The 21,992-nt window shown below is 55.0% G+C and carries 13 protein-coding genes; 7 read left to right on the forward strand and 6 right to left on the reverse strand.

The genetic code is table 11. The features are described 5' to 3' along the window. Positions 1-7: 7 nt before the first annotated feature. The gene (locus SAMA_RS07280) at positions 8-3,034 is read left to right on the forward strand and encodes a TonB-dependent receptor (protein WP_011759512.1); all 3,027 of its coding nucleotides are present in this window, start codon (positions 8-10) and stop codon (positions 3,032-3,034) included. An 83-nt stretch (positions 3,035-3,117) separates the two neighbouring features. Here SAMA_RS07280 and SAMA_RS07285 read toward each other — a convergent pair whose 3' ends face one another. The 5 genes from SAMA_RS07285 to SAMA_RS07305 form a co-directional block, all read right to left on the reverse strand. Continuing rightward, positions 3,118-3,936 (reverse strand): DUF2797 domain-containing protein, encoded by an 819-nt coding sequence (locus SAMA_RS07285; RefSeq protein WP_041410220.1) that lies wholly within the window; start codon positions 3,934-3,936, stop codon positions 3,118-3,120. A gap of 189 nt (positions 3,937-4,125) precedes the next feature. Further along, on the reverse strand, positions 4,126-7,029 hold the full coding sequence (locus SAMA_RS07290; RefSeq protein WP_011759514.1) for a TonB-dependent receptor: 2,904 nt from the start codon (positions 7,027-7,029) through the stop codon (positions 4,126-4,128). Positions 7,030-7,309: 280 nt separating this feature from the next. Continuing rightward, a complete protein-coding gene (locus SAMA_RS07295; protein WP_011759515.1) occupies positions 7,310-8,308 on the reverse strand; it encodes a LacI family DNA-binding transcriptional regulator in 999 nt (332 codons plus the stop codon). 26 nt (positions 8,309-8,334) lie between these two features. Next, positions 8,335-9,669, reverse strand: a complete 1,335-nt coding sequence (locus SAMA_RS07300; protein ID WP_011759516.1) for a glycoside-pentoside-hexuronide (GPH):cation symporter — start codon at positions 9,667-9,669, stop codon at positions 8,335-8,337. Between the two features lie 17 nt (positions 9,670-9,686). Then, positions 9,687-11,045: a GH1 family beta-glucosidase gene (locus tag SAMA_RS07305; protein ID WP_011759517.1), complete on the reverse strand. Its 1,359-nt coding sequence runs from the start codon at positions 11,043-11,045 to the stop codon at positions 9,687-9,689. A 227-nt stretch (positions 11,046-11,272) separates the two neighbouring features. On the opposite strand from SAMA_RS07305, the gene SAMA_RS07310 reads away from it, so the two are divergent. From SAMA_RS07310 to SAMA_RS07325, 4 genes are all read left to right on the forward strand, one after another. Continuing rightward, a complete protein-coding gene (locus SAMA_RS07310; protein WP_011759518.1) occupies positions 11,273-12,520 on the forward strand; it encodes a sugar MFS transporter in 1,248 nt (415 codons plus the stop codon). After that, positions 12,517-15,096: a glycoside hydrolase family 3 protein gene (locus SAMA_RS07315; RefSeq protein WP_011759519.1), complete on the forward strand. Its 2,580-nt coding sequence runs from the start codon at positions 12,517-12,519 to the stop codon at positions 15,094-15,096. Before SAMA_RS07310 ends, SAMA_RS07315 begins: the two co-directional genes overlap by 4 nt. 65 nt (positions 15,097-15,161) lie before the next feature. Then, the gene (gene mak / locus SAMA_RS07320; protein ID WP_011759520.1) at positions 15,162-16,094 is read left to right on the forward strand and encodes a fructokinase; all 933 of its coding nucleotides are present in this window, start codon (positions 15,162-15,164) and stop codon (positions 16,092-16,094) included. 317 nt (positions 16,095-16,411) lie between these two features. After that, positions 16,412-17,296 carry a DMT family transporter gene (locus tag SAMA_RS07325; RefSeq protein ID WP_041410222.1) on the forward strand — a complete coding sequence of 295 codons (885 nt, stop codon included), beginning with the start codon at positions 16,412-16,414 and terminating at the stop codon, positions 17,294-17,296. A 6-nt stretch (positions 17,297-17,302) separates the two neighbouring features. Here the strand turns inward: SAMA_RS07325 and SAMA_RS07330 are convergent, their stop codons facing one another. After that, a complete protein-coding gene (locus SAMA_RS07330) occupies positions 17,303-17,803 on the reverse strand; it encodes a glycine cleavage system protein R (RefSeq protein WP_011759522.1) in 501 nt (166 codons plus the stop codon). Between the two features lie 212 nt (positions 17,804-18,015). On the opposite strand from SAMA_RS07330, the gene SAMA_RS07335 reads away from it, so the two are divergent. Next, positions 18,016-20,271 carry an ABC transporter permease subunit gene (locus SAMA_RS07335; RefSeq protein ID WP_011759523.1) on the forward strand — a complete coding sequence of 752 codons (2,256 nt, stop codon included), beginning with the start codon at positions 18,016-18,018 and terminating at the stop codon, positions 20,269-20,271. 63 nt (positions 20,272-20,334) lie between these two features. Continuing rightward, positions 20,335-21,987: a phosphate ABC transporter permease PstA gene (gene pstA, locus SAMA_RS07340; protein WP_011759524.1), complete on the forward strand. Its 1,653-nt coding sequence runs from the start codon at positions 20,335-20,337 to the stop codon at positions 21,985-21,987. Positions 21,988-21,992: the final 5 nt, after the last annotated feature.

Raw genomic sequence — 21,992 nt, forward strand, 5'->3', positions numbered from 1 at the left:
GGCAATTATGTTAGATAAGGCATTTAAGCGTAACCGGTTGTCTGCCACGCTGGCAGCTATCCTAGGCGTTGGCGCCATCCCACTGGCATGGGCTGCTGATGACGCAACACCCGAAGCCGACGGCGTTGTGGCAGCCCAGAACGCATCGGAAGAAGCGATAGAAGTTATTGAAATTCGTGGGATCAGGGGCAGTTTATATCGTTCCATGGACTTAAAGCGCGGCGCCAACGGCGTTGTGGATGCGATTTCGGCAGAGGAGCTCGGTAAATTCCCCGACACCAACCTCGCGGAATCCTTGCAGCGGATCACCGGGGTGACCGTCAGCCGTGCCAACGGTGAAGGCAGCCAGATCACGGTGCGGGGTTTTGGTCCGGAGTTTAACCTTATCACCCTCAATGGCAGGCAGATGCCGGGCACGGGCTATACCCGTTCCTACAATCTGGAGAACCTCTCATCCGAAGGGGTGAAGACCCTAGAGGTGGTTAAGACCGCCAGGGCCGATGTGCCCACTGGTGGGCTCGGGGGAACGGTTAACATAGTTACTCACAAGCCGCTGGATAACCCCGGCCAGGCATTTACCTTCTCTGGCAAGGGTATTTATGATGAGTCCAATGTGCTTGGTGATGATGTCACGCCAGAGCTGGCCGCCATTTACAGTAACACCCTGTTTGATGACCGTTTTGGTGTATTGGTATCTGTTTCTCATCAGGAGCGGGACTTCCAGCAGCAAACTGCCAACAGTCAGGGGTGGATTGCCCAGACCGACAATGGCCGCTTGCCAACACTGGCCGGCGATAAAGGCATAGACGGGCGTGAAACAGATGCCGACGGCAATCCGGTTGCACGCTTTCGTGATGCCGAAGGCAATGCAGTGGCACCGTTTTTCTTCCCCCGTGACATGAACTTCAGCATCAATGATGTGGAGCGTGAACGCACCAACGGCATGGTCACCCTGCAATTTGTCGCCACCGATAACCTGGTTCTGACCGCCGACTATGTGGCGACCCGCGCACTGACTGCTTCCAATGGTTTTGGTTGGGGGATCTGGAACTCCTCGACAGATGGTTCTCCGGTGATTGGTTATGAGCTCGATGCCAACGGCACAGCGCTTTATTCAGACATTCGCGGTGGTGATGGCTCCTTTACCGCCAATCGCAATACTACAGAAGTGAATGCCGAGTCCGTTGGCCTGAATATCGACTGGAGTCCCAACGAAGCCTGGCGCTTTACCCTGGACTATCACAACTCCTCCAACGAAATCGACAATGGTGCCGATACAGGCCTTGGCAGTGACGGACAGGTGATCCTGGGTTCAGATAAGCTGATTTCCAAGGTCTATGACTATCGTACCGGTGAGGTGCCCCATTTTCTGATTAACTGGAACAATGGCACCCATGTGCTGGATGCCGGCGATATTGACTCCAACTTCAGTCAGTTTATTCACTCACCGGGTGAGAGTGAGATTGAGCAGGTACAGTTCAACACCAACTGGTACCCCGAGTTCAGTGAGCATCTGGTGAAGATGGACTTTGGTGCGGCTTATACCAAGCAAACCATGTCGGGCACCAGTGCCTGGAGTGGCCTGCGTGGCGGCCCCGGATTTAATCCGTCCTATGCGGAAATTTTCCCTGATGCCATGTTTGTGTTGCAGGATGCCTCCGGCTTGCTGGACGCCCTTGGGGGGGGGGGCAGTGCACTCATGCCCGATTACTACTACACCTTCAACTTCGATGAGGCTGTGGCAAGGCAGCTTGCCTTTATCACCCCCGAGATAGCCGGTGACAACTATTACTCCATCGATCCCTATTTTGATGGCATCGACAGTGCCACCCTGGTGGAAGAAAAGACGCTGGCGCTGTATCTCACCACCCAATGGGGTTTTGACATTGGCAATGTGCCGGTGAATGTGAATCTTGGGCTCAGGTACGAGCAAACCGATGCCTCCAGTACGGTGAAGCAGCGGGTTGAGAATCAGGTGGTATGGGCCAGCCCTACTGAGTGGATCATGCAGTATGCTCCCGGTGGTGATGATAACTACTTCACTCAGGGTGGGGATTACGATGTCTGGCTGCCGATGCTGGATATCAGCGCCGAGCCACTGGAGGATGTCGTCGTGCGCTTTTCCGCCGGTAAAACCATCGCCAGACCGCTGCTGGGTGACATGGTGGCAGGCAGAAACCTGAGCGGTAGCCCCAAGATTGGTGCCCGCCGTGGTAGCCTCGGTAATCCCGGGCTGTTGCCGCTGGAGTCGGTCAACCTGGATCTGTCATTTGAGTACTACTACGGCGATGCAAGCTACGCCTCTGTTGGCTTGTTTAAAAAGTATGCCGATAACTATGTGTCTCAAAAAACCACTCAGCTGACCATCGAAGGCTTGCACGACGTCTATAACAGTCCCCGTTATCAGGAGGCCATCAGCCAGCTTGAAGCGGCAGGTACACCTGTCAGCGAAAACAGCATCTTCGCCCAGATGATTGCCAACGGACATGGCAATGCCGATGGGCAGATAGTGCCCCTTGCCAGCGACCCGCTGATTGTATGGGATATCACCAGTCCCTTTAACAGTGACAGCAAGACGGTACAGGGCATAGAGCTGGCGCTGCAGCATGTATTCGGTGAAACCGGTTTTGGTGTGGGTGTTAACGGTACCTTCGTCGAAGGGGATGTGACCTACGATCCCTATAGCCTGGCACCGCAAAATCCACTCAGTGGTATCGGTGATTCGGCTAACTTCCAGGCCTTTTATGAGAAAGATGGCCTGTCGGTGAAGTTGACCTACGCCTGGCGAGACAGCTACCTGATTGGTGTGGGTCAGTCCCAGGGTTCTGCCGATGCGCCACCACAGTTTGCCAAGACCTTTGGCCAGCTCGATGCCAGCATTAACTACGATGTGAACGAGCATCTGACGGTATTTTTTGAGGGCATAAACCTTAACAACGAAACCGAAGAAGGGTATGGCCGTTTCGAGGAGCAGTTCCTGTTTGCCCGCCAGTACGGCAGCCGTTACTCACTCGGCGCACGGGTGCGTTTCTAAGGTTATGACTTAAAACAGCGATAGATGAAAAACGCCGGGCATTGCCCGGCGTTTTTATTTGGCTGGTGGAATGGGAGCCAAGCTCAGCACTCAAAACTGATTTCGTAGCCCGTGTATTTGCGAATATTGATAACACCGGTATCAAAAATCAGGTATTGGCCCTTGATGCCGGTCAGCACCGCATCGATAAGCGGCTCCTTATCCAGATTGAATGACTTCACCTTGGTGGGGAACTCTGACACCGGAAACACAATGGGCTGTGGTTGGCTGACCAGTTCCTGCACCGCATCCTCACCATATTGGCGGCGAACCTCTGCAATCACCGGTGCTACTTCAGCCAGTAAACGGACGGCTTCTGCGGCCAGATCCATGTTGGCATTGTTGCCCTTGAGCATGGCCTGCCAGTGGGTTTTATCCGCCACCAGCTTGGCAATTTCCACTTCAATCAGTCCCGATATTTTGCGGGAGGCCACTTTCAGAATAGGCAGGCCCTGGGTCGCACCCTGATCTATCCAGCGGGTAGGAATCTGGGTGTGACGGGTAATACCCACCTTGAGCCCGGATGTGTTCGACAGGTACACAAAGTGGGGCACAAAGCAGTGGCTGTCGCCCCACTCAGGCTCGCGGCAGGTGCCCTGGTCGTAATGACAGGTCTCGGGTTTTAAGATGCACATGTCGCAGCTGGCGAGCTTTTGCATGCACACATAACAGTGGCCTTCGGAGTAGCTTTTCTTGGTCTTTTTGCCGCAATTACAGCAATAGATATTGCCCGAAAAGATGAGCTTCACTGGCTTTCCAATCAATGGATTCAGTGCGATTTCGCTGTCACCTATGGGCAGACGATAACTGGCCAGGCCCTGCTCATCGAGCCCGGTGCGCATTTTTCTTAATGTTCCTTGCATGACACTCTCAATTGCGTTGGAGCCATCCGCGGTGGCGTTGGCTCTTTCTGGTTTTGCCCAGAGTGTACCAGTCTTGACGGCGAAGATAAAAAAAGCCGCGGCAGATGCCGCGGCAAAGACCTCACCCTTGGGCCGCAACCTTGCGGTGTTGGCCCTGGGCTTTCCCACTTAAGTACACAAGCAAAGGTGTCAGAAGCTGTAACGTGCGCCTATGGAGTAACGGGCGGAGTTTTGCTGAGCCAGCAGCATCTGCTCTTCGTAACGGCCGTAAACGCGTTTTTCCTGTTCCAGAATGTTGATACCTTCAGCGAAGATAGACAGGTTATCGGTGAGCTGGTAGCTCACGCTGATATCCAGCTGACCAAAGGCTTCGGTAAACTGGGGTGCAGGACCACCGGCTTCTGCCTGACCCATGCCTGACAGGAAGGTGTCACGCCAGTTGTAGGCCAGACGACCCTGCAGGCCATCTTTCTCGTAGAATACGGAGAAGTTGGCGGAGTCTGACATGCCGGGCAGGGCAAACTGCTCATCCACACGCTCTACGTCATACTCGGTATCGCCATCCACCAGGGTGTAGTTGGCAGCAAAACCAAAGCCGGTGTCCCAGAACCAGTGCTGCCAGGCCAGCTCAACGCCGTTGATGTTCAGGTCTTCAACGTTGTTTGGCTTGCTGATATTCCAGTCTGCAACCGGATCGGCACCTGACTGAGGTACGCGGCCATCGGCATTGCCGTAACCGTTGTCAATCAGCCACTGGAACACGGCTTCATCACTTGGGGTTTCGTTGTTGGCAATCAGCTCGGCGCGGGCCTGCTCCGCCGCAGGACCAACATAGGGGTCAAGCAGGTGATCGTATTTCACGGTTTCGATGGTATTCATCAGGAAGTTTTCCACTTCCTTGTTGAAGTAACCCACAGATACGTAGCTGGCGTCGTCGTAGTAGTATTCCAGCGACAGGTCGATGTTATTCGAGCTGAACGGCTTGAGCGCGGGGTTACCGGCAAAACCCGTACGGGAGCCTACTTTAGGGATAGGTGTCAGTGCCGTGGTGGCGCGCATTGAGCCCAGCGTCGGACGGGTAATGGTGCGGCTGTATGAGAAACGCGCCATGACGTTTTCCATCACTTCCAGATTGATATCCAGATTTGGCAAAAACTCTTTGTAGTCATGGGTTTCATGGCTGTAAGAGAAATCATCCGCATAAACGGTTTGCCACTCAGTCGGGTTGAGCCACACCAGCTGCTGCGCTTCTTTTTGCATGGAGCTGGCAGTCACATCGGTTTGCTCATAGCGCAGACCGGCAACGATATTCAGCGGCATATTGTTGAATTCGCTATCGATGTTTACCTGCACATAGGCCGCAGTGGTGTCTTCTTTAATCCGGTGGTCATCCTGCCATGGGGCTGACACATACTCCACATCGTACAGGGCCTGGGCTTTGTCCATGGCCGCCTGCTGATCGTAGCTGTAGTAGTAAGGGATCAGCATGTCGTTGCCGCCGCCGCTGAAGTCAGACAGGAAGTCACTGCCCAGGCCAACGTAGCTCACATCATCCTTCCACAACCCCATGTTGCCATACCAACCGGCGCTGATGGGGCCGGTGTAAGAGCCCTGGGCATGGGTTTCCATGGAGGTGAAAGACACCCCAAAATCGATGGAGGACAGGGCGTCGCTGTTTTCGTTTAGCCAGCGACCGTCAAATTGATACTGGTTTACATCAGTCTCGTTGCGGCCTGCACGCACACCGGCAAACAAAGAGGCGTAGTGCTCAGGCAGCAGGTGTGGCTCCCCGTTGGGGTTCAGGGTGCCATAGTTGGCGCCAAGCAGTGGGATCTCGGTGCCGGTGGCATCGTAGGTTTTATCGGCTACGTTCAAGGCGCCGAGGATAAAGAAGATGTTATCGGCGTAGTTGCCCAACTTCCCTTCGGCGTTGGCGTTGGAGTCGTGGGCATCGAAGCTCAGCAGCAGGTTGTCCGTCGCTTGCCATTCGATGTTGAAACCCAGTGACTTGTTGATGTTGTCAGAGGCATTCTGCTGCATGGTGCCAGAGTAGTCACCGCCTACTTCGGTCACATAGTCAAAGGTGCCGTTTTCATTGATATGGGCATAGGTGGCGTTACCTGGACCCGAGAACCACAAACCCCAGGTGTCAGCGTTGGAGACATCCGAGAGCTTGGAATAGGTGTAATCCAGAGTCATTTCAATGGTATCGGACGGGGCATACTGGAACACCAACTGGGCGTTGGTACGCTCACGCTCGGTATCCTGACTGGCAAAGCCGATGTTACGGGCATAGAAGGTGTTGCCGTAGGGGTTTTTGTTCTCGTTTACCACAACGGCATTGGGGTTAAGCTCGCCATCGATGTTCTGGCGCCAGCCATCGATGGTGGCTTTTTTGATGTTGCTGTCACGTTCCTGATAAGAGGCATTTAATCCGAAACCCAGGGTGTCATCCAGGAAGGTGTTGCTGAAAATACCGGAGATTTCGGGGGTGATGGAGCTGCCATCTTCCACATTGGTGTCGTGATGACCTTTCACACCGACAGTGGCAACCAAACCGCGGGTATCGAAGGGGCGGGCGGTGCGGATATTGATGGTAGAACCTATACCACCAGAGCTGATATCAGCTTTGCCGGTTTTGTAGATTTCGACGCCACTGACGGCATCAGAGGCCAGATTGGCGAATTCAAATGAACGGGTAGATTCACCGGCCACCTGAGCCGTGGGCATGGTGCGATTGTTCAAAAGCACCAGGTTAAAATCCGGGCCAAAGCCGCGCACAGTTACCTTGCTGCCTTCGCCGTTAACGCGGTCGATGGACACACCGGTAATGCGCTGCAGAGATTCGGCAAGGTTAGTGTCGGGGAATTTACCGATATCTTCGGCAGAAATGGCGTCTACTACACCGGCAGACTGGCGTTTCAGCTCCATCGACTTGGCCTGTGAGCCGCGGATACCTTTCACCTGAATGACTTCGATATCGCCTTCGGCGATGGGGGCTTCCTCCGCCATCACAGGCATGGCTGTCAACAAGCCCATCATCAGTGAGACCTGAGTAGCCAACATGGATTTTTTGAATTGTAAGGGTCGCATCAAGTTCCTCTCCTTTATACCCGGAACCGCATCAGGGGTTCGGGACATTATTGTTGTGAAGCTTACTTGCTGGCATACAACTCTCCCTTGTCAGCACAAATGTAAGCGCTTACATAAATTAGGTTGAGTAAGGATTTATGTCAACCATTCTGATGGCGGATGTTGAATAAATGTTTGGTTTGAGTGTTTGAATTGGTTTCTTTCTTTTGTTTTTAAAAGAATTTTTTCTGCAATAAAAAAAGGTGAGCACGTTGGCTCACCCCGGTCATGATAAAAATGCTTAACGTGTGATAACAGAATCCCGAACCACCAACTCCGGCTCAAAGCGGTGGCAAAACGTCACGTCGGTTTGGTCGTACACTTCGCGCAGCACCCAGTGGGCCGCCATGCGTCCCATGTCCTGAATGGGGTTACACACAGTGGTCAGTTTGGGCGAGATATAACGGGGGAAGGGGATATTATCGAATCCCACGAAGGAGATGTCTTCGGGCACCCGCAGACCCCGCTCCAAACACTGGGCTATGGCACCCGATGCCATCTGATCGTTTGCACACACCACGGCAGTAAAGTCCCGCCCCCGTGAGAGCAACTGAGCCATGGCCTCATAGCCGCCTTCTTCACGAAAGTCCCCTTCATAAAAGAGGTTTTCGTCAAAGGCGATGCCTTGCTCTGCCAATGCCTGACGATGGCCTTCGAGACGTTCTCTGGCATCGAGCTTAAACAGCGGCCCGGAGATATAGGCTATCTGTTTGTGGCCCTTTTCCAGAACATGGCGGCTGGCGAGCAAACCACCCTGAAGGTTATTCAGGTGTACGCAGCGCTCATCGATACCATCCACATGCCGGTTTATGAGCACCACCGGGGTTTTCCCCTGACACAGCTCAACCAAATAGCCGTTGGAGAGAATTTCGGCATCCACAATCAGGGCATCACACCCCCGGGACAGCAGAAACTCAACACCATCTTTTTCCTGTGCCGCATCGCTGTGGCCGGCTGCGATGATAACGTGCTTATTGGCAGCGCGCAGTGCCGACTCCACCTCCCGCATCATGGGGCCGTAGAAGGGACCATCCAGCTGTGACACCAGCACACCAATACTGTTGGAGCGGTTGGAGGCCAAAGACTGAGCGATGGTATTGGGGCGGTAGTCCAGCTTTGCCATGGCATCGTGGACCTTTTGACGGGTCTTGTCACTGACTTTGCCGGTGTTGTTCACCACCCTGGAGACGGTCGCCAGCGACACGCCTGCCAGAAAGGAAACGTCATAAATTGTGGCCATACGCGCGGGCTTTCCTTGTACTACATCTATGTGCCTGAATGCTTTTGTTGCAAAGATACGCTGATCTCGGCAACGCGTTGGCTGTCCAGTGTATAGTGTCGCATCACAAAGGCAACAGCGATTGATGCCAGCGCTGGGTAGAGGGTAAAGCACAACAAGATGCCCGCCCGGGTCTCTTCGGTTTGCGCAACATCGGGTTGATAGCCGTATGCGGCAAGCAACCAGCCCCCCAGAGCGCCACCAATGGCAAGACCCAGTTTGATAAAGAAAATCACCGAAGAGTAAACCAAACCCGTGGTGCGCACGCCGGTTTTAAACTGGCCGTAGTCCACGGTATCGGCCATCTTCGCCCACAAGAGTGGTGTGCCCATGTTGATGGTAAAGTTCCAGGCGATGTAAAACACCAGCGCCAGCACATATTGGTCAGCCGGCACAAACCAGGCTGCCATGCAGAGCGCTGCGGCGATAAGCTGGAGCCGGATATAGGCTTTCACCTTACACATTTTGTCGGCCAGTTTTTTGGCAAGCGCGACCCCAAAAATATTGCCAACCACACCGCTGGTGACAAACACACTGATCATGTCTTCACGACCGAGGAAGTATTTGACGTAGTAGATGGCCAGGGTGGATTTAAGTACCAAGCCGGTCAGCAAAAAGATGGCTGCCGCGGACAATACCCGCCACTGGTCATTGGCCCACAGGGCCTTTGAGGCGGCCTTGAAGTTGCCGCTGTTGTCATCGCTGCTGAAGTCGCGCTCTTTGGTACCGATAAAGCACAGTAAAAACATCACAGTGCCGACGATACTCATCGCCAGTATGGTGAGCTGATAGCCTTTGGCTTTATCGCCCTGACCAAAAAAATCCACCAGGGGCAGGGTAAGGGCACTGACCATCACCCCACCGAGCATGGCAAATACAAAGCGATAAGACTGAACCGACACCCGTTCTGCCGGGTTGGTGGTCAAGGCGGCGCCCAGGGCACAGTAAGGAATATTGATTGCCGTGTAGGCCAGCATCAAGAGTGCGTATGTTGCAAAGGCATACCATTCCTTGCCACTTTCACTCAAATCCGGGGTGGTAAAGGCAAGTACACTGATGGCAGCAAAAGGAAAGGCAAACCACAGTAAGTATGGCCGGTAGCGGCCCCAGCGGGTGTTGGTCCTGTCTGCCAGATAGCCCATCAAGGGATCCGTGACCGCATCCATGATGCGTACAGCCAAAAACATGGTGCCAACATAGGCCGCCGATATACCAAAGATATCGGTATAAAAGAACGTCAGGAACAGCATGACGGTTTGAAAAACGATGTTGCTGGCGGTATCTCCCAGCCCATAAGCAATTTTTTCTCTGACGCTCAGCATGGCGACCTCCGTTATTATTATTGTTGGCTGGCCTCTTGGCGTATGGCAAGCATTCCCTGATAGGCTTTGGCGCTGGATTTGAGTATGCGCTGCTGGGTCCCATAGTCGACATAGACCAGTCCAAAGCGTTTGCGGTAGCCTTCCGCCCACTCAAAGTTGTCCATCAGACTCCAGGCAAAGTAGCCTTTGATATCCACTCCGCGTTCGATAGCCTGATGAACAGCCAGCAGATGAGACTGCAAATAGTCCAGTCGCATGGGGTCGTGCACAGTGCCGTTAAATGGCGCATCGTCTTCGGCAGCGCCATTTTCAGTGATGTAAATTGGTGGCAGGTTAAATTCCTGTGCCAGACCTGTCAGCAAGTCGGTAAAGGCCTGGGGGCAAATTTCCCAATCCATGGCGGTACGGGGCACGTTATCGATACGCACTTCTTCAAAGCCAAGCGGGCCGCCAGCGCGGTAGACGTTACGGGTATAGTAGTTGATCCCCAGATAATCGATTGGTGTACTGATGATATCCATATCACCGGGCTCCACAACCGGGCGTTCATGGGGCTCGAGTTGATTGATGATGTCCGGATAACGGCCTTCCATCAGTGGCATCAAGTACCAGGTGTTGTGATATTCATGGGCCAGTCGGGCGGCGTTGGCATCCCCGGCACTGGATGTGTAGGGATAAGCCGGGCTGAAATTAAGCACTATGCCCGCTTTGGCCTCTGGTGCTTCCCGTCGAATTTCAGTCATTGCCATACCGTGGGCCAGCAGCAAATTGTGGGCGGCTGTGCGGCCCTGCTGACGGCTCTTGTGGCCGGGAGCGTGAATACCTGCCTCATAGCCGAGAAAGGCGCTGCAAAATGGCTCATTCAGGGTTGAATAGGCATACACCCTGTTACCCAGGGCGTTGGCCACAATGGCGGCGTAGTTGGCAAAGGCCACTGCTGTGTCACGATTGAGCCAGCCACCTTTGTCCTCAAGATGCTGAGGTAAGTCCCAGTGGTAGAGGGTGACGAACACGTTAATGCCCCGGCGACCAAGCTCATCCAGGAGATTAATGTAAAAATCCATGCCGCGCTGGTTCACACTGCCATCGGGATGTAACACCCGTCCCCAACTGATGGACAGGCGGTAGGCATCCACCCCAAGGGAGGCAATCAGGTCAACATCGTCACGCCAGAGCTTGACATGATCGCAGGCAACCTGACCGTTCGAACCATCCGCAATTTTGCCTGGGGTATCGCAAAAGGTGTCCCAGATACAGGGCTGACGATGTTCAGCGTCGCCTTCAATTTGAAACGAGGCGGTGGCGACGCCAAATAAAAAATCTTTTTGCATCATTACTGAATCGCCCGGCAGGGTGAAATGCGAGAGTGTTGTCATCGTTATCCTTTTTCCAGATCTCAGCCTTGCGCCCTTTACCTTAGCTCCCTGTGACTGGGTGTCAGAGCAGGGTTTTACCGGTAAAACAAGTTGACAAGGGTTACCGCAATGTTAAAAATGAAAGCGCTTACATTAATCTAGTGGCAGAATAGCCAAAGGTCAATCGTCAAAGCGGTCGACACTGTAAATCCGAAAGAAGCAAACCCGAAAATACAAGGGGAGAACTCATGGCAACTGTACCTATTGCCAACGCTAATCACGCAGGCGCTGCCGGCGCAGAGAACTATCGTTTTGCGCTCGGCTCACTCACCACATTGTTTTTTATGTGGGGTTTTATCACCTGTCTTAACGACATCCTTATTCCGCATCTGAAAGCCGTCTTCAGCCTGAACTATGCCCAGGCGATGTTAATTCAGTTTTGTTTCTTTGGTGCCTATTTTCTGGTGTCGGTACCGGCTGGTGTCCTGGTCAAACGTCTCGGCTACCAAAAGGGCATAGTGGTTGGCTTGTTAACCGCAGCGCTGGGCTGTGGTCTCTTTTATCCGGCGGCGGTATCGGCCACGTATGGCGTGTTTTTGGGGGCACTCTTTGTGCTTGCCAGCGGCATTACCGTGCTGCAGGTGGCGGCCAATCCCTATGTGACGGCGCTGGGACCGGTGCAAACAGCCTCAAGCCGTCTGACCCTGACCCAGGCGTTTAACTCCCTGGGTACCACCATAGCCCCGGCCTTTGGCTCTGTGCTTATCCTGTCGGTGGCCGTTGGCGCCTCTGCCGAGGCCGAAGCCGATGCGGTCAAGCTGCCCTATCTGCTGCTGTGTGGCATGTTGATTGTGCTGGCGGTGGTGTTTGCACTGCTGAAATTGCCCCATATCCATGACCAGGAAGATGAGGTGGCCGCGACTGGCCAGAGCGCGCTTGCCCATCGCCATCTGGTGCTCGGCGCCATAGGCATATTCGTTTATGTGGGCGGTGAAGTGGCCATTGGCAGCTTTTTGGTGAACTTTTTGGGTGAATCCCATGTGGCGGGCATGGCCGAGGCCGATGCAGCCCATTACATCGCCTTTTACTGGGGCGGTGCCATGGTGGGGCGTTTTATCGGTGCGGCCGTGATGCAAAAAGTGGATGCCGGCAAGGTGCTGGGATTCAATGCCACCATGGCGGCCCTGCTGGTACTGGTTGCCATGAACAGCAGCGGCGCCCTGGCCATGTGGGCGATTCTGGCGGTGGGGCTGTTTAACTCCATTATGTTTCCGACCATCTTCAGTCTGGCGCTGAAAAACCTGGGCCCGGCGACAGCCCAGGGCTCGGGTATTCTGTGTCTGGCGATTGTGGGTGGCGCCCTGGTGCCTTTGCTGCAGGGGCTTCTGGCTGATTCTGTTGGCTTGTCTGCCTCATTCATTCTGCCGGTGCTCTGCTACGGCTACATCCTCTTTTATGGCCTGAAGGGCTCTGTACCCCGGGAGGCTGGTCAATGAAGTTTGCACTATCCAAAACTACGCTGGCCCTTGCCTGTGTCCTTGGTGGCGTCATGTCAGGCAAGGTGAGCGCAGCAGAATCCTCATCGCTGACCGAGCGGGATGTTAATCGCTGGCCAGAGGCCGTTTACCATACCCCAATTCAGGCGGATGTTGAGGCAAAGGTTCATAAGCTGCTGGCCGCAATGACACTTGAGCAAAAAGTGGCGCAAATTATCCAGCCGGAAATTCGCGACTTTGGCGTTGAGGATATGCGTCGTTATGGCTTTGGCTCCTTCCTCAATGGTGGCGGTTCATTCCCCGGTAATAATAACAGGGCAAAGGCGGCCGATTGGGTGGCGCTGGCAGACCAGATGTACCACGCCGCCATGGATGACAGTATCGATGGAATTGCCATTCCGCCCATGTGGGGCACAGATGCCGTTCACGGTCATGGCAATGTGTTTGGCGCCACCTTGTTCCCCCATAACATTGGCTTGGGTGCAACGCAAAACCCCCAGCTGATTAAAGCCATCGCGGCGGCCACGGCCAAAGAAGTGCGCGCAACCGGGATCGACTGGGTGTTTGCGCCTACCGTTGCTCTGGTGGATAACCTGCGCTGGGGTCGAACTTATGAAGGCTATGCCCGGGATCCTGAGCTGATTGAACGCTACGCCGAGGCCTTTGTCGATGGCATGCAGGGCGAGGGCAAAAGTTGGCTGGGTGACGATTACACCCTGGCCACTGCCAAACACTTTATCGGCGATGGCGGCACTGATAATGGTGACGATCGCGGTGACACCAGGGTAGATGAAAACACTCTGATAGCCCGCCATGGTCAGGGTTACGTGGGTGCACTGGGTCATGGCGTGCAAACCGTGATGGCCTCTTTTAACAGTTGGAACGGCGAAAAGCTCCACGGCAGCAAATACCTGCTCACCGATGTGCTCAAAGAGCGCATGGGATTTGATGGGGTTGTGGTTGGCGATTGGCTCGGCCATGGCTTTGTACCGGGCTGCAGTTACGAGCACTGCGCTGAAGCCGTGAATGCCGGGGTGGACATACTGATGGCCCCGGGGGACAGCTGGAAAGCACTGTACGCCAATACCATCGCGGATGTGAAATCCGGGGTCTTGCCGCTTTCCCGTCTTGATGATGCGGTGAAGCGCGTGTTGCGGGTAAAGCTGCGTGCGGGTCTGTTTGATAACAAGGCGCCGTCAGCGAACCCCTATGCCGGTAAACAGGAATGGATAGGGCATCCAGAGCACCGCGCCATTGCCCGTCAGGCGGTTGCCGAGTCTTTGGTGCTGCTCAAAAACAACCGCCCAGCCAATGGGGCGCGCCCTGTGCTGCCCATTGCCGCCAATGCCAGGGTCTTGGTGGTGGGCGAAGGCGCTGACAGCATTCCACAGCAGTCGGGTGGTTGGAGCATGACCTGGCAGGGGACCGAAGTCACCAATGCGGACTTCCCCGGTGCCACCAGTATTTTTGCCGGCATCAAGGCAGCGCTGAACGCCGCTGGCGGTGATGCTCTCCTGAGCTCCGATGGCACTATCCCCGTGGGATTCAAACCCGATGTGGTGATAGCCGTCTATGGTGAGCAACCCTACGCCGAAGGCAACGGCGATTTGGATAACCTCGAGTATCAGCGCGGTGACAAGCGTTCTCTGGCCATGCTCAGCGCACTGAAGGCAACCGGATTACCCCTGGTGTCCGTGGTTTTGTCCGGCAGACCCCTGTGGATGAACCCTGAAATCAACGTATCGGATGCCTTTGTGGCCGCCTGGCTGCCCGGCAGCGAAGGTGCGGGTGTGGCAGATGTGCTGATTGGCGATAAAAACGCTCAGCCCCGAGCCGATTTCAAGGGGCGCATGCCATTCCCATGGCCCGCCACTCCATCAGCCGATGGTTTTGTGTCTGATACGGGCAGTGCAGGGCAAGACCAGCCCAAGCCCCTGTTCAGCCTCTGGCAGGGCTTTGATTATCGGTCTGATGCCACGCTTGCCGCACTCAGCGAGGACAACGGCAGCTCGGAGGCAGACAACCGACTGGCGATTTTCGATAAAGCCATCAAGGCGCCCTGGCATTTGGCGGTAGGAGACGATAAGGGACTGCACCGTGTTGGTCCCGGTCTTTGGCAGCAGGGTCCATGGGCCGTGCGCAGTGTGAATCGCATTGTGCAGGAAGATGCCCGCCGGTTTGAGTTCGGCGCCGCCGGTACCCTCAGCTTCCGTGATGATTTTACTTTGGACTTGCGCCGCTTTGCGCCCGACTCATCACTGCTTTCTTTCGATATTGCCCTGACGGCCTTGCCCGGAAAGTTGCAACTGTCGATGGTCTGTGAAGGCGGCTGTCGTCAAGCCGTGGAGTTGTCCGGGCAGTTAAAAGCCGATGGTCAGTGGCAGCGTGTTGAAGTGCCGCTGTCATGTTTCGGAGTAACGGCTGATGAGCTGGCACGCACTTTCAGCCCCATGACCATGTCACTTCCTCAGGGGGGCACCCTGACGCTGGCGAATGTCAGCCTCGAAGGAATGGTCCAACGGGATGCGTCTGCCAAGGCAGTGGAATGTGGATTGCCGCCGGTCAGCGACAAATGACAGCACTGAGCATGACCGCGACATGCCGCGCTGAGATGAAAAACACCATCAACATGGAGAATGAGATGTATCGCTCTGGGATTGATTTGGGCGGCACCAAGATTGAATTGGTGACCTTGAATGAAAAGGGGGAGGAGGTATTTCGCAAGCGTGTACCTACGCCCAAGGACTACCGTGCGACCCTCGAGGCGGTTGCTGGCCTGGTGCATGACTCTGAAAAGGAAACCGGACAGGTGTCCAGTGTCGGGATTGGTATTCCCGGTGTGGTGTCTGCGGTCACCGGCAGGGTAAAGAACTCCAATGCCGTGTGGCTGAATGGACAGCCGATGGATAAGGATCTCGGTGCCATGCTGGGCCGGGAGGTGCGTATTGCCAACGATGCCAATTGCTTTGCAGTGTCTGAGTCTGTGGATGGCGGCGGCGCCGGTAAAACCCTGGTATTTGGTGCCATTCTGGGCACCGGCTGCGGCGCAGGTATTGCGATTAACCACAAGGTACATGGCGGTGGTAACGGCATTGGCGGTGAATGGGGCCATAACCCGCTGCCGTGGATGACGGCAGATGAGTTTAACTCCACCCGCTGCTTCTGCGGCAACGCCGATTGCATCGAAACCTTTGTTTCGGGCACAGGCTTTGTGCGGGACTTTCGTGCCCATGGTGGCGAGGCGGCAAGCGGTATTGAAATTGTGGCGCTGATGGGCAAGGGCGAACCCTTGGCTGAAGCCGCCTTTGGCCGCTTTATCGACCGTTTGGCCAGAGCGCTGGCGCACGTTATCAATCTGCTCGACCCGGACGTGATAGTCCTTGGCGGCGGTGTGTCCAATATCGATGAGATTTACGAGTATCTGCCCGCCTTGCTGCCCAAGTACGTGTTGGGCGGCGAGTGTGCCACCAAGGTGGTGAAAAACCATCATGGAGCGTCCTCAGGGGTACGGGGTGCAGCTTGGCTGTGGGCACCCGGTGAACAGGCTGCCTTGCCTGGTCTGCAGGAATTGTAATTAAGGGGGCTGTTAACTCCGAATAGGTGGGCAGTGTTGGTGCTGCCACATGAAATAGGTTTGTTGCTTATCCCTCATGGATGAGGGCTTTTATGTGCTTATGCTGTTTGGCGCCCCGGTTGTCATGACCGACATGGGCGCCGTTTTTTATTTTGCACAGGGTGTTTTTGAAAATGCCTGGTTGGCGTTGTAAAACGGCTGGCATGGGGTCAGAATAGCGCGCCTGCTGCCAGATTGGTTCGGCGCGGGCCTGATGATGGACCTTGTTGAATCTGTTTGTGGATATTGAGTGCCGGGGGGAGAAATTGGCCAATCTGATGTTATTGTTGGCGGCGGCTATTTGGGGCTTTGGCTTTGTGGCGCAGCGATTGGGAATGGAAAGCCTTGAGCCTTTTGCATTCAATGGGTTGCGTTTTGTTATCGGCGCGATGAGTCTGCTGCCATTGATTTGGTTTTTAAAGACTAAAGGCCGGGTAAAAGGGGCGGGTGAGACTGGTTTTTGGCGCCGGGCGCTGGTCGGTTCCCTTGGCTGTGGTGGCATTTTGTTTATCGCAGCATCGTTTCAGCAGGTTGGGCTGCTGCATACCACCGCAGCCAACGCCGGATTTATCACGGGCCTTTATATCGTGCTGGTGCCGGTACTGGGGATCATGCTGAAGCACAGTACGGGTCTCAATACCTGGCTTGGCTGCGCCATTGCTGTGGTGGGGTTGTATTTTTTAAGTGTGGGTGAGGATTTCAGTATCTCCTTTGGTGATGGTCTGCAGCTTGTCGGCGCACTCTTTTGGGCCATGCATATACTGGCAGTGGATCACTACGCCACCCGCATAGCGCCTGTGGTGCTGGCCTGTGGCCAATTCCTGGTGTGCGCGCTGGCAAGTTTTGTGGTGTCCTTAATGATGGAAACCACCACGCTGGCCGGTGTGCAGGCAGCCTGGGGATCACTGGCCTACGCAGGCCTTATCTCGGTGGGAGTCGCGTATACCCTGCAGGTGCTGGCGCAAAAACATGCCCATCCTGCCCACGCCGCCATTATTTTGAGTCTTGAAACCGTATTTGCCGCCATTGGCGGTATGCTGTTTCTCGATGAAACGTTGGGGCCGAGGGCCTTGTTTGGCTGCGGACTGATGCTCTTTGGTATGCTGATCAGCCAGATACCCTTAAGGTATCTGGTGAAATCAAGGCACCAAAAGGTGACCTAGGCCTGCTCAGTTGCTGACGGGGTCCAGCACCACATCATCGCCGATGCGGTAAAGGGATTCGGTCAGCAGTTCCTGTTTGGCGATGTCATCCATTCCCAGCACAAAGGTCGCGCGAAACAGGGCGACACCCGTGTGGCTGGCACTTTCAAATTGGCTGGAAAACTGCTCAATATTAATGCCAAGGGCATTGATTTTATTTGATATATCGAGCACCAATCCGGGTCTGTCGTAAGCTACCAGGCTGTAACTTCGTTTGAAGGCCGGTGGTTTGCCCGCCCGTGTACTGGCGTGGGTGAGGGTCAGGCCATCGATGCATTCGAGGGTTTCTATCAGCGGGTCCCAATTATCGGACGGGATCTCCAGCACTATGATGGCGGCAAAAATACCGTCGATATGGCGCAGCTCTGAATCCAGCCAGTTGCCGCCATGGCGACTCACCGCATGGGCAATCTGCTCAACCAATCCGGTTCTGTCCGGGGCCTGCAGTGTGATGAGGTATCTCAGCATTGCGCGCTTACTCCTTGTGTTTGCTACAAAATAAAGACAGAGTGGCAGATGATCTTTTGGCGGCTTGCATCTATGGTCGTAACACAACTGTCATATTGACGTCATATAATGGCCGCCATTCCAGGTTGGGTCGTTCCGATGATTAATTGTTAGCACAGCAAATCGGCGCTGCCCAGCGAAAAGAGCTCAGGCCAATCAATCAGAGGTTATGAATGGAAATTCAGGTCACTAAGCCTGAAATGGCTGCCAGCAGCATACTGGCAGGCAGGGGCACGGGGCGACGCGCCCTCAAGGACAAGGCGACAGCCATTGGCGTCAGCGTAGGTGGCGTGATGGTGTTTGTCGCCCTTTTGCTGATCTTCTTCTATCTGCTTTATGTGGTGAAGCCCATTTTTGACAGCGCCGAAGTGACTGAGCGTGTCTCTGTTGCCTATGATGCGTCAACTGCTCCCGCCCTGATGGTGGGCAGTGATGAGCAAAATGAAATTCTCTACCGTGTGGCCACCGATGGCAGTGTTGCTTTCTATCGTGTAAGCGGTGAGCTGGCCGATACGTTTGTGCCAACCTTTCCCGACGGTGTCAGCGTCAGCGGCGCCTATGCCGGCATGCCCTATGAGCAAAGCTATGCACTGGGCCTCTCCAACGGAGAACTGCGCCTGTACCGTGTCGAGTTTGGTGTGACCTACCCGGACAACCGCCGCCTTATTACCCCTAAACTGCGTCAGCTGAGCCAGGACGGCGAGATTCTGGTGAGTGAGTCAGGTGACGCCATTGCCCAGTTTGCCTATGCCCGCAGCAGTGAGCAGGTGAGTGTGGCCTATAAAGATGCCGAGGGCCGCTGGCAGCTTACCCGCCTCGAAGGCGAAGTGAACATGATGACCGAAGAGGTTGAGTGGAGCCGCGTGAGTGCCCCGCTCGTGGATGCCCCTTCCAGGGTTGATCAGCAATTGATGACTCCCGATCAGCGTCAGCTGATGCTGCGCGGCGGTAACAAAATTTTTGTGTACGACATCCGTGATGCCGAATCGCCTTCGCTGCTGCAGGTGATAGATGCGGGCCGTGCCAAACAGCAGCTCACCAGTGTGTCTTTACTTGCCGGCGCCAGTTCACTGCTGCTGTCTTACGACAGTGGCGACGTGGTGCAGTATTTCCAGGTCAGCAGCGACAAGGGGCGCCTGTACCGTGAAATCCGCGACTTCAATGGCCTTGGCAACATTCAGGCGATTGGCAGCGAGTTTTATCGCAAGAGCTTTGCCACCATTACCGCCGACGGTCGTTTGGCGCTGCTTTATACCACCAGTGAACGTGAGCTTTTGAGCGAGACCTTTGATATTGCCAAGCCACAGGCGCTGGGTTTCAGTCCCCGTGCCAATGGCTTGGTCGTGGATGCAGGTAATAAGCTGCATCTGTTTGATGTGAGTAACTCACATCCGGAGGTGAGCTGGAGCGCCCTGTGGAACAAGGTGTGGTACGAAGGCTATCCAGAGCCCAAGTTTGTGTGGCAGTCCACCTCGGGTTCCGATGACTTTGAGGCCAAGCTCAGCCTGATGCCATTGGCATTCGGCACCATGAAGGCTGCGCTCTATGCCATGTTGTTTGCTGTGCCCATTGCCATTGCCGGTGCCATCTACACGGCGTATTTCATGTCGCCCAAGGTGCGTGGCATAGTCAAACCCACCATTGAAATTATGGAAGCTTTGCCAACGGTTATTCTGGGCTTTTTGGCCGGTCTGTGGCTGGCCCCCCTGGTGGAAGAGCATTTACCCGGCATTCTGGCCCTGCTGATACTGTTACCTGTATCCATTCTCCTGAGTGCCTATGGCTGGAGCAAGTTGCCCGGCCGCTGGAAGCAACGCCTGCCTGAAACCTATCAGGAATTGATGTTGGTACCGGTTATTTGTGCCGTGGGCTATCTGTCCTTTGCCATCAGCCCCAGCATCGAAGTGATGTTCTTCCACGGGGATACCCGTCAGTTCATCACCAACGAGCTTGGCATCACCTTTGACCAGCGTAACGCTTTGGTAGTGGGCATTGCCATGGGCTTTGCGGTTATTCCAACTATCTTCTCCATTGCCGAAGACGCCATCTTCTCGGTGCCCCGTCATCTGTCCAATGGCAGTCTGGCGCTGGGGGCTACCACCTGGCAAACCCTGACACGGGTGGTGCTTCTGACCGCAAGCCCGGGTATTTTCTCCGCCATTATGATGGGCCTTGGTCGCGCCGTGGGTGAAACCATGATTGTGCTGATGGCAACGGGTAACACCGCCATTATGGAATGGAGCGTATTTGAAGGTATGCGAACCCTCGCGGCCAACATTGCCGTTGAAATGCCGGAGTCGGCTATTGGCAGCAGCCACTATCGGGTGCTGTTCCTCGCGGCCTTTGTGCTCTTTATCTTCACCTTTATTTTCAACACGATTGCCGAGGTGGTTCGTCAACGCCTCCGTGAGCGTTACAGCTCGCTGTAATGACGCTCTGATAAGCAGGAATTGTTCTGATGGAATGCATTGAAATGAATTGGGGAAAGCACAATGGGTAAGTGGTTTAAATCGGGTTCCCCCTGGATTTGGATGACTGGCGGCGCGGTGAGCATCAGCCTTATCGCCGTGCTGGGCCTCTTGCTCCTTATCGCCTGGCGCGGTCTGTCGTATTTCTGGCCAGCTGACATCTACGAGTGGAAACTGCGCGATGCCAAAGGGGTGGAGTCCACCCTGATTGGCGAAATTTATGATAGTGAAGCCGTGCCCACTGAGCGCCTTATCACCGCCGGTGTGGAGTTTGCCGAGCCTCCCGGCGAGTTCGTCACCCGTTATCTGGTGAAAACCGGGAACCGTGAATTCGTGGGGCTGGATTTCCGCTGGATTTTGGAGACTGACATCGTCTCGCGCACTACTCCCGAAGGCATTGCCAAAATCGAGCGCACCAAAAACGGTAACTTCTATGGTTATCCGCTGGCGGTGATTGAAGATGGCAAGCGTCTGGAACTTACCGACGTGCAGCACTCACTGGAAGAGCATATTGCTCGTGCGGTGAGCATTGCCGACAAGGCGATGACACTGCAAAAGCGTGATATCGGCGCCATCAACTACGAGCTGGAACGCCTGCGTCTGAAAGCGCGCCGCGCCGAACTGGACGGTGAGCTCAGCGACAGCAAAAAGCAGGAGTTTGAAGCGGCCCGTCAAAAGCTTGAAGCCGACTATCTGGTGCTGGAAAAAGAACTCTTTGCCCTGCGTGATGAAGCGGCCCGCGACAGCGTGATTATTCGAGACATGCGCGGTGAAGAAGTGGTGCTCAAGCTCGATAGCGTGCTGGACGTGGCCTATGCAAATCGTCTCGGCTTCGTTGGCAAGATTGGTCACTGGTTCGCCGGTGTGGCGAACTTTGTCAGCGCCGATCCCCGCGAGGCCAACACCGAAGGCGGTGTCTTCCCGGCAATCTTCGGCACCGTGTTTATGGTGCTGCTGATGGCCGTAATCGTGACGCCATTCGGGGTGATTGCCGCCATTTACCTGCACGAATATGCCAAAAAAGGCCCGCTTACCAAGATTATCCGCATTGCCGTGATTAACCTTGCCGGCGTGCCGTCGATTGTGTACGGCGTGTTCGGTCTGGGCTTCTTTGTGTACATGCTGGGGGGCTCCATCGACCAGCTGTTTTACCCCGAAGCGCTGCCGTCGCCCACCTTTGGTTCGCCCGGTGTGATTTGGTCGGCGCTGACGCTTGCCATTCTTACCCTGCCGGTGGTGATTGTGTCCACCGAGGAAGGTTTGTCGCGTATTCCAAGCGCAGTGCGACAGGGCAGTTTGGCGCTGGGCGCCACCAAGGCTGAGACCCTGTGGCGGATTGTGATCCCCATGGCGAGCCCTGCGATTATGACGGGCCTTATCCTGGCAGTCGCACGTGCCGCCGGTGAAGTGGCGCCGCTGATGCTGGTGGGTGTAGTCAAGCTTGCGCCAACGCTGCCCATCGACATGAACTTCCCCTTTGTGCACCTGGACCGTAAGTTCATGCACCTCGGGTTCCATATTTACGACGTGGGCTTCCAGAGCCCCAACGTGGAGGCGGCCCGTCCGTTGGTGTACGCCACCTCCTTCCTGCTGGTGTCCGTGATTGTGGCGCTGAACCTGACCGCCATCAGTGTACGTAACCACCTGCGTGAAAAATATCGCTCCCTTGAGCATTGATAATC

Source organism: Shewanella amazonensis SB2B (assembly GCF_000015245.1).
GTDB lineage: Bacteria > Pseudomonadota > Gammaproteobacteria > Enterobacterales > Shewanellaceae > Shewanella > Shewanella amazonensis.

Coding starts and splice junctions, on each gene's coding strand:
- SAMA_RS07300 (WP_011759516.1), bottom strand. CDS start 9,669: ATGCTGAGCGTCAGAGAAAAAATTGCTTATGGGCTGGGAGATACCGCC.
- SAMA_RS07315 (WP_011759519.1), top strand. CDS start 12,517: ATGAAGTTTGCACTATCCAAAACTACGCTGGCCCTTGCCTGTGTCCTT.
- SAMA_RS07285 (WP_041410220.1), bottom strand. CDS start 3,936: ATGCAAGGAACATTAAGAAAAATGCGCACCGGGCTCGATGAGCAGGGC.
- SAMA_RS07335 (WP_011759523.1), top strand. CDS start 18,016: ATGGAAATTCAGGTCACTAAGCCTGAAATGGCTGCCAGCAGCATACTG.
- mak (WP_011759520.1), top strand. CDS start 15,162: ATGTATCGCTCTGGGATTGATTTGGGCGGCACCAAGATTGAATTGGTG.
- SAMA_RS07280 (WP_011759512.1), top strand. CDS start 8: ATGTTAGATAAGGCATTTAAGCGTAACCGGTTGTCTGCCACGCTGGCA.
- SAMA_RS07290 (WP_011759514.1), bottom strand. CDS start 7,029: ATGCGACCCTTACAATTCAAAAAATCCATGTTGGCTACTCAGGTCTCA.
- SAMA_RS07330 (WP_011759522.1), bottom strand. CDS start 17,803: ATGCTGAGATACCTCATCACACTGCAGGCCCCGGACAGAACCGGATTG.
- SAMA_RS07325 (WP_041410222.1), top strand. CDS start 16,412: ATGTTATTGTTGGCGGCGGCTATTTGGGGCTTTGGCTTTGTGGCGCAG.
- SAMA_RS07305 (WP_011759517.1), bottom strand. CDS start 11,045: ATGACAACACTCTCGCATTTCACCCTGCCGGGCGATTCAGTAATGATG.
- pstA (WP_011759524.1), top strand. CDS start 20,335: ATGGGTAAGTGGTTTAAATCGGGTTCCCCCTGGATTTGGATGACTGGC.
- SAMA_RS07295 (WP_011759515.1), bottom strand. CDS start 8,308: ATGGCCACAATTTATGACGTTTCCTTTCTGGCAGGCGTGTCGCTGGCG.
- SAMA_RS07310 (WP_011759518.1), top strand. CDS start 11,273: ATGGCAACTGTACCTATTGCCAACGCTAATCACGCAGGCGCTGCCGGC.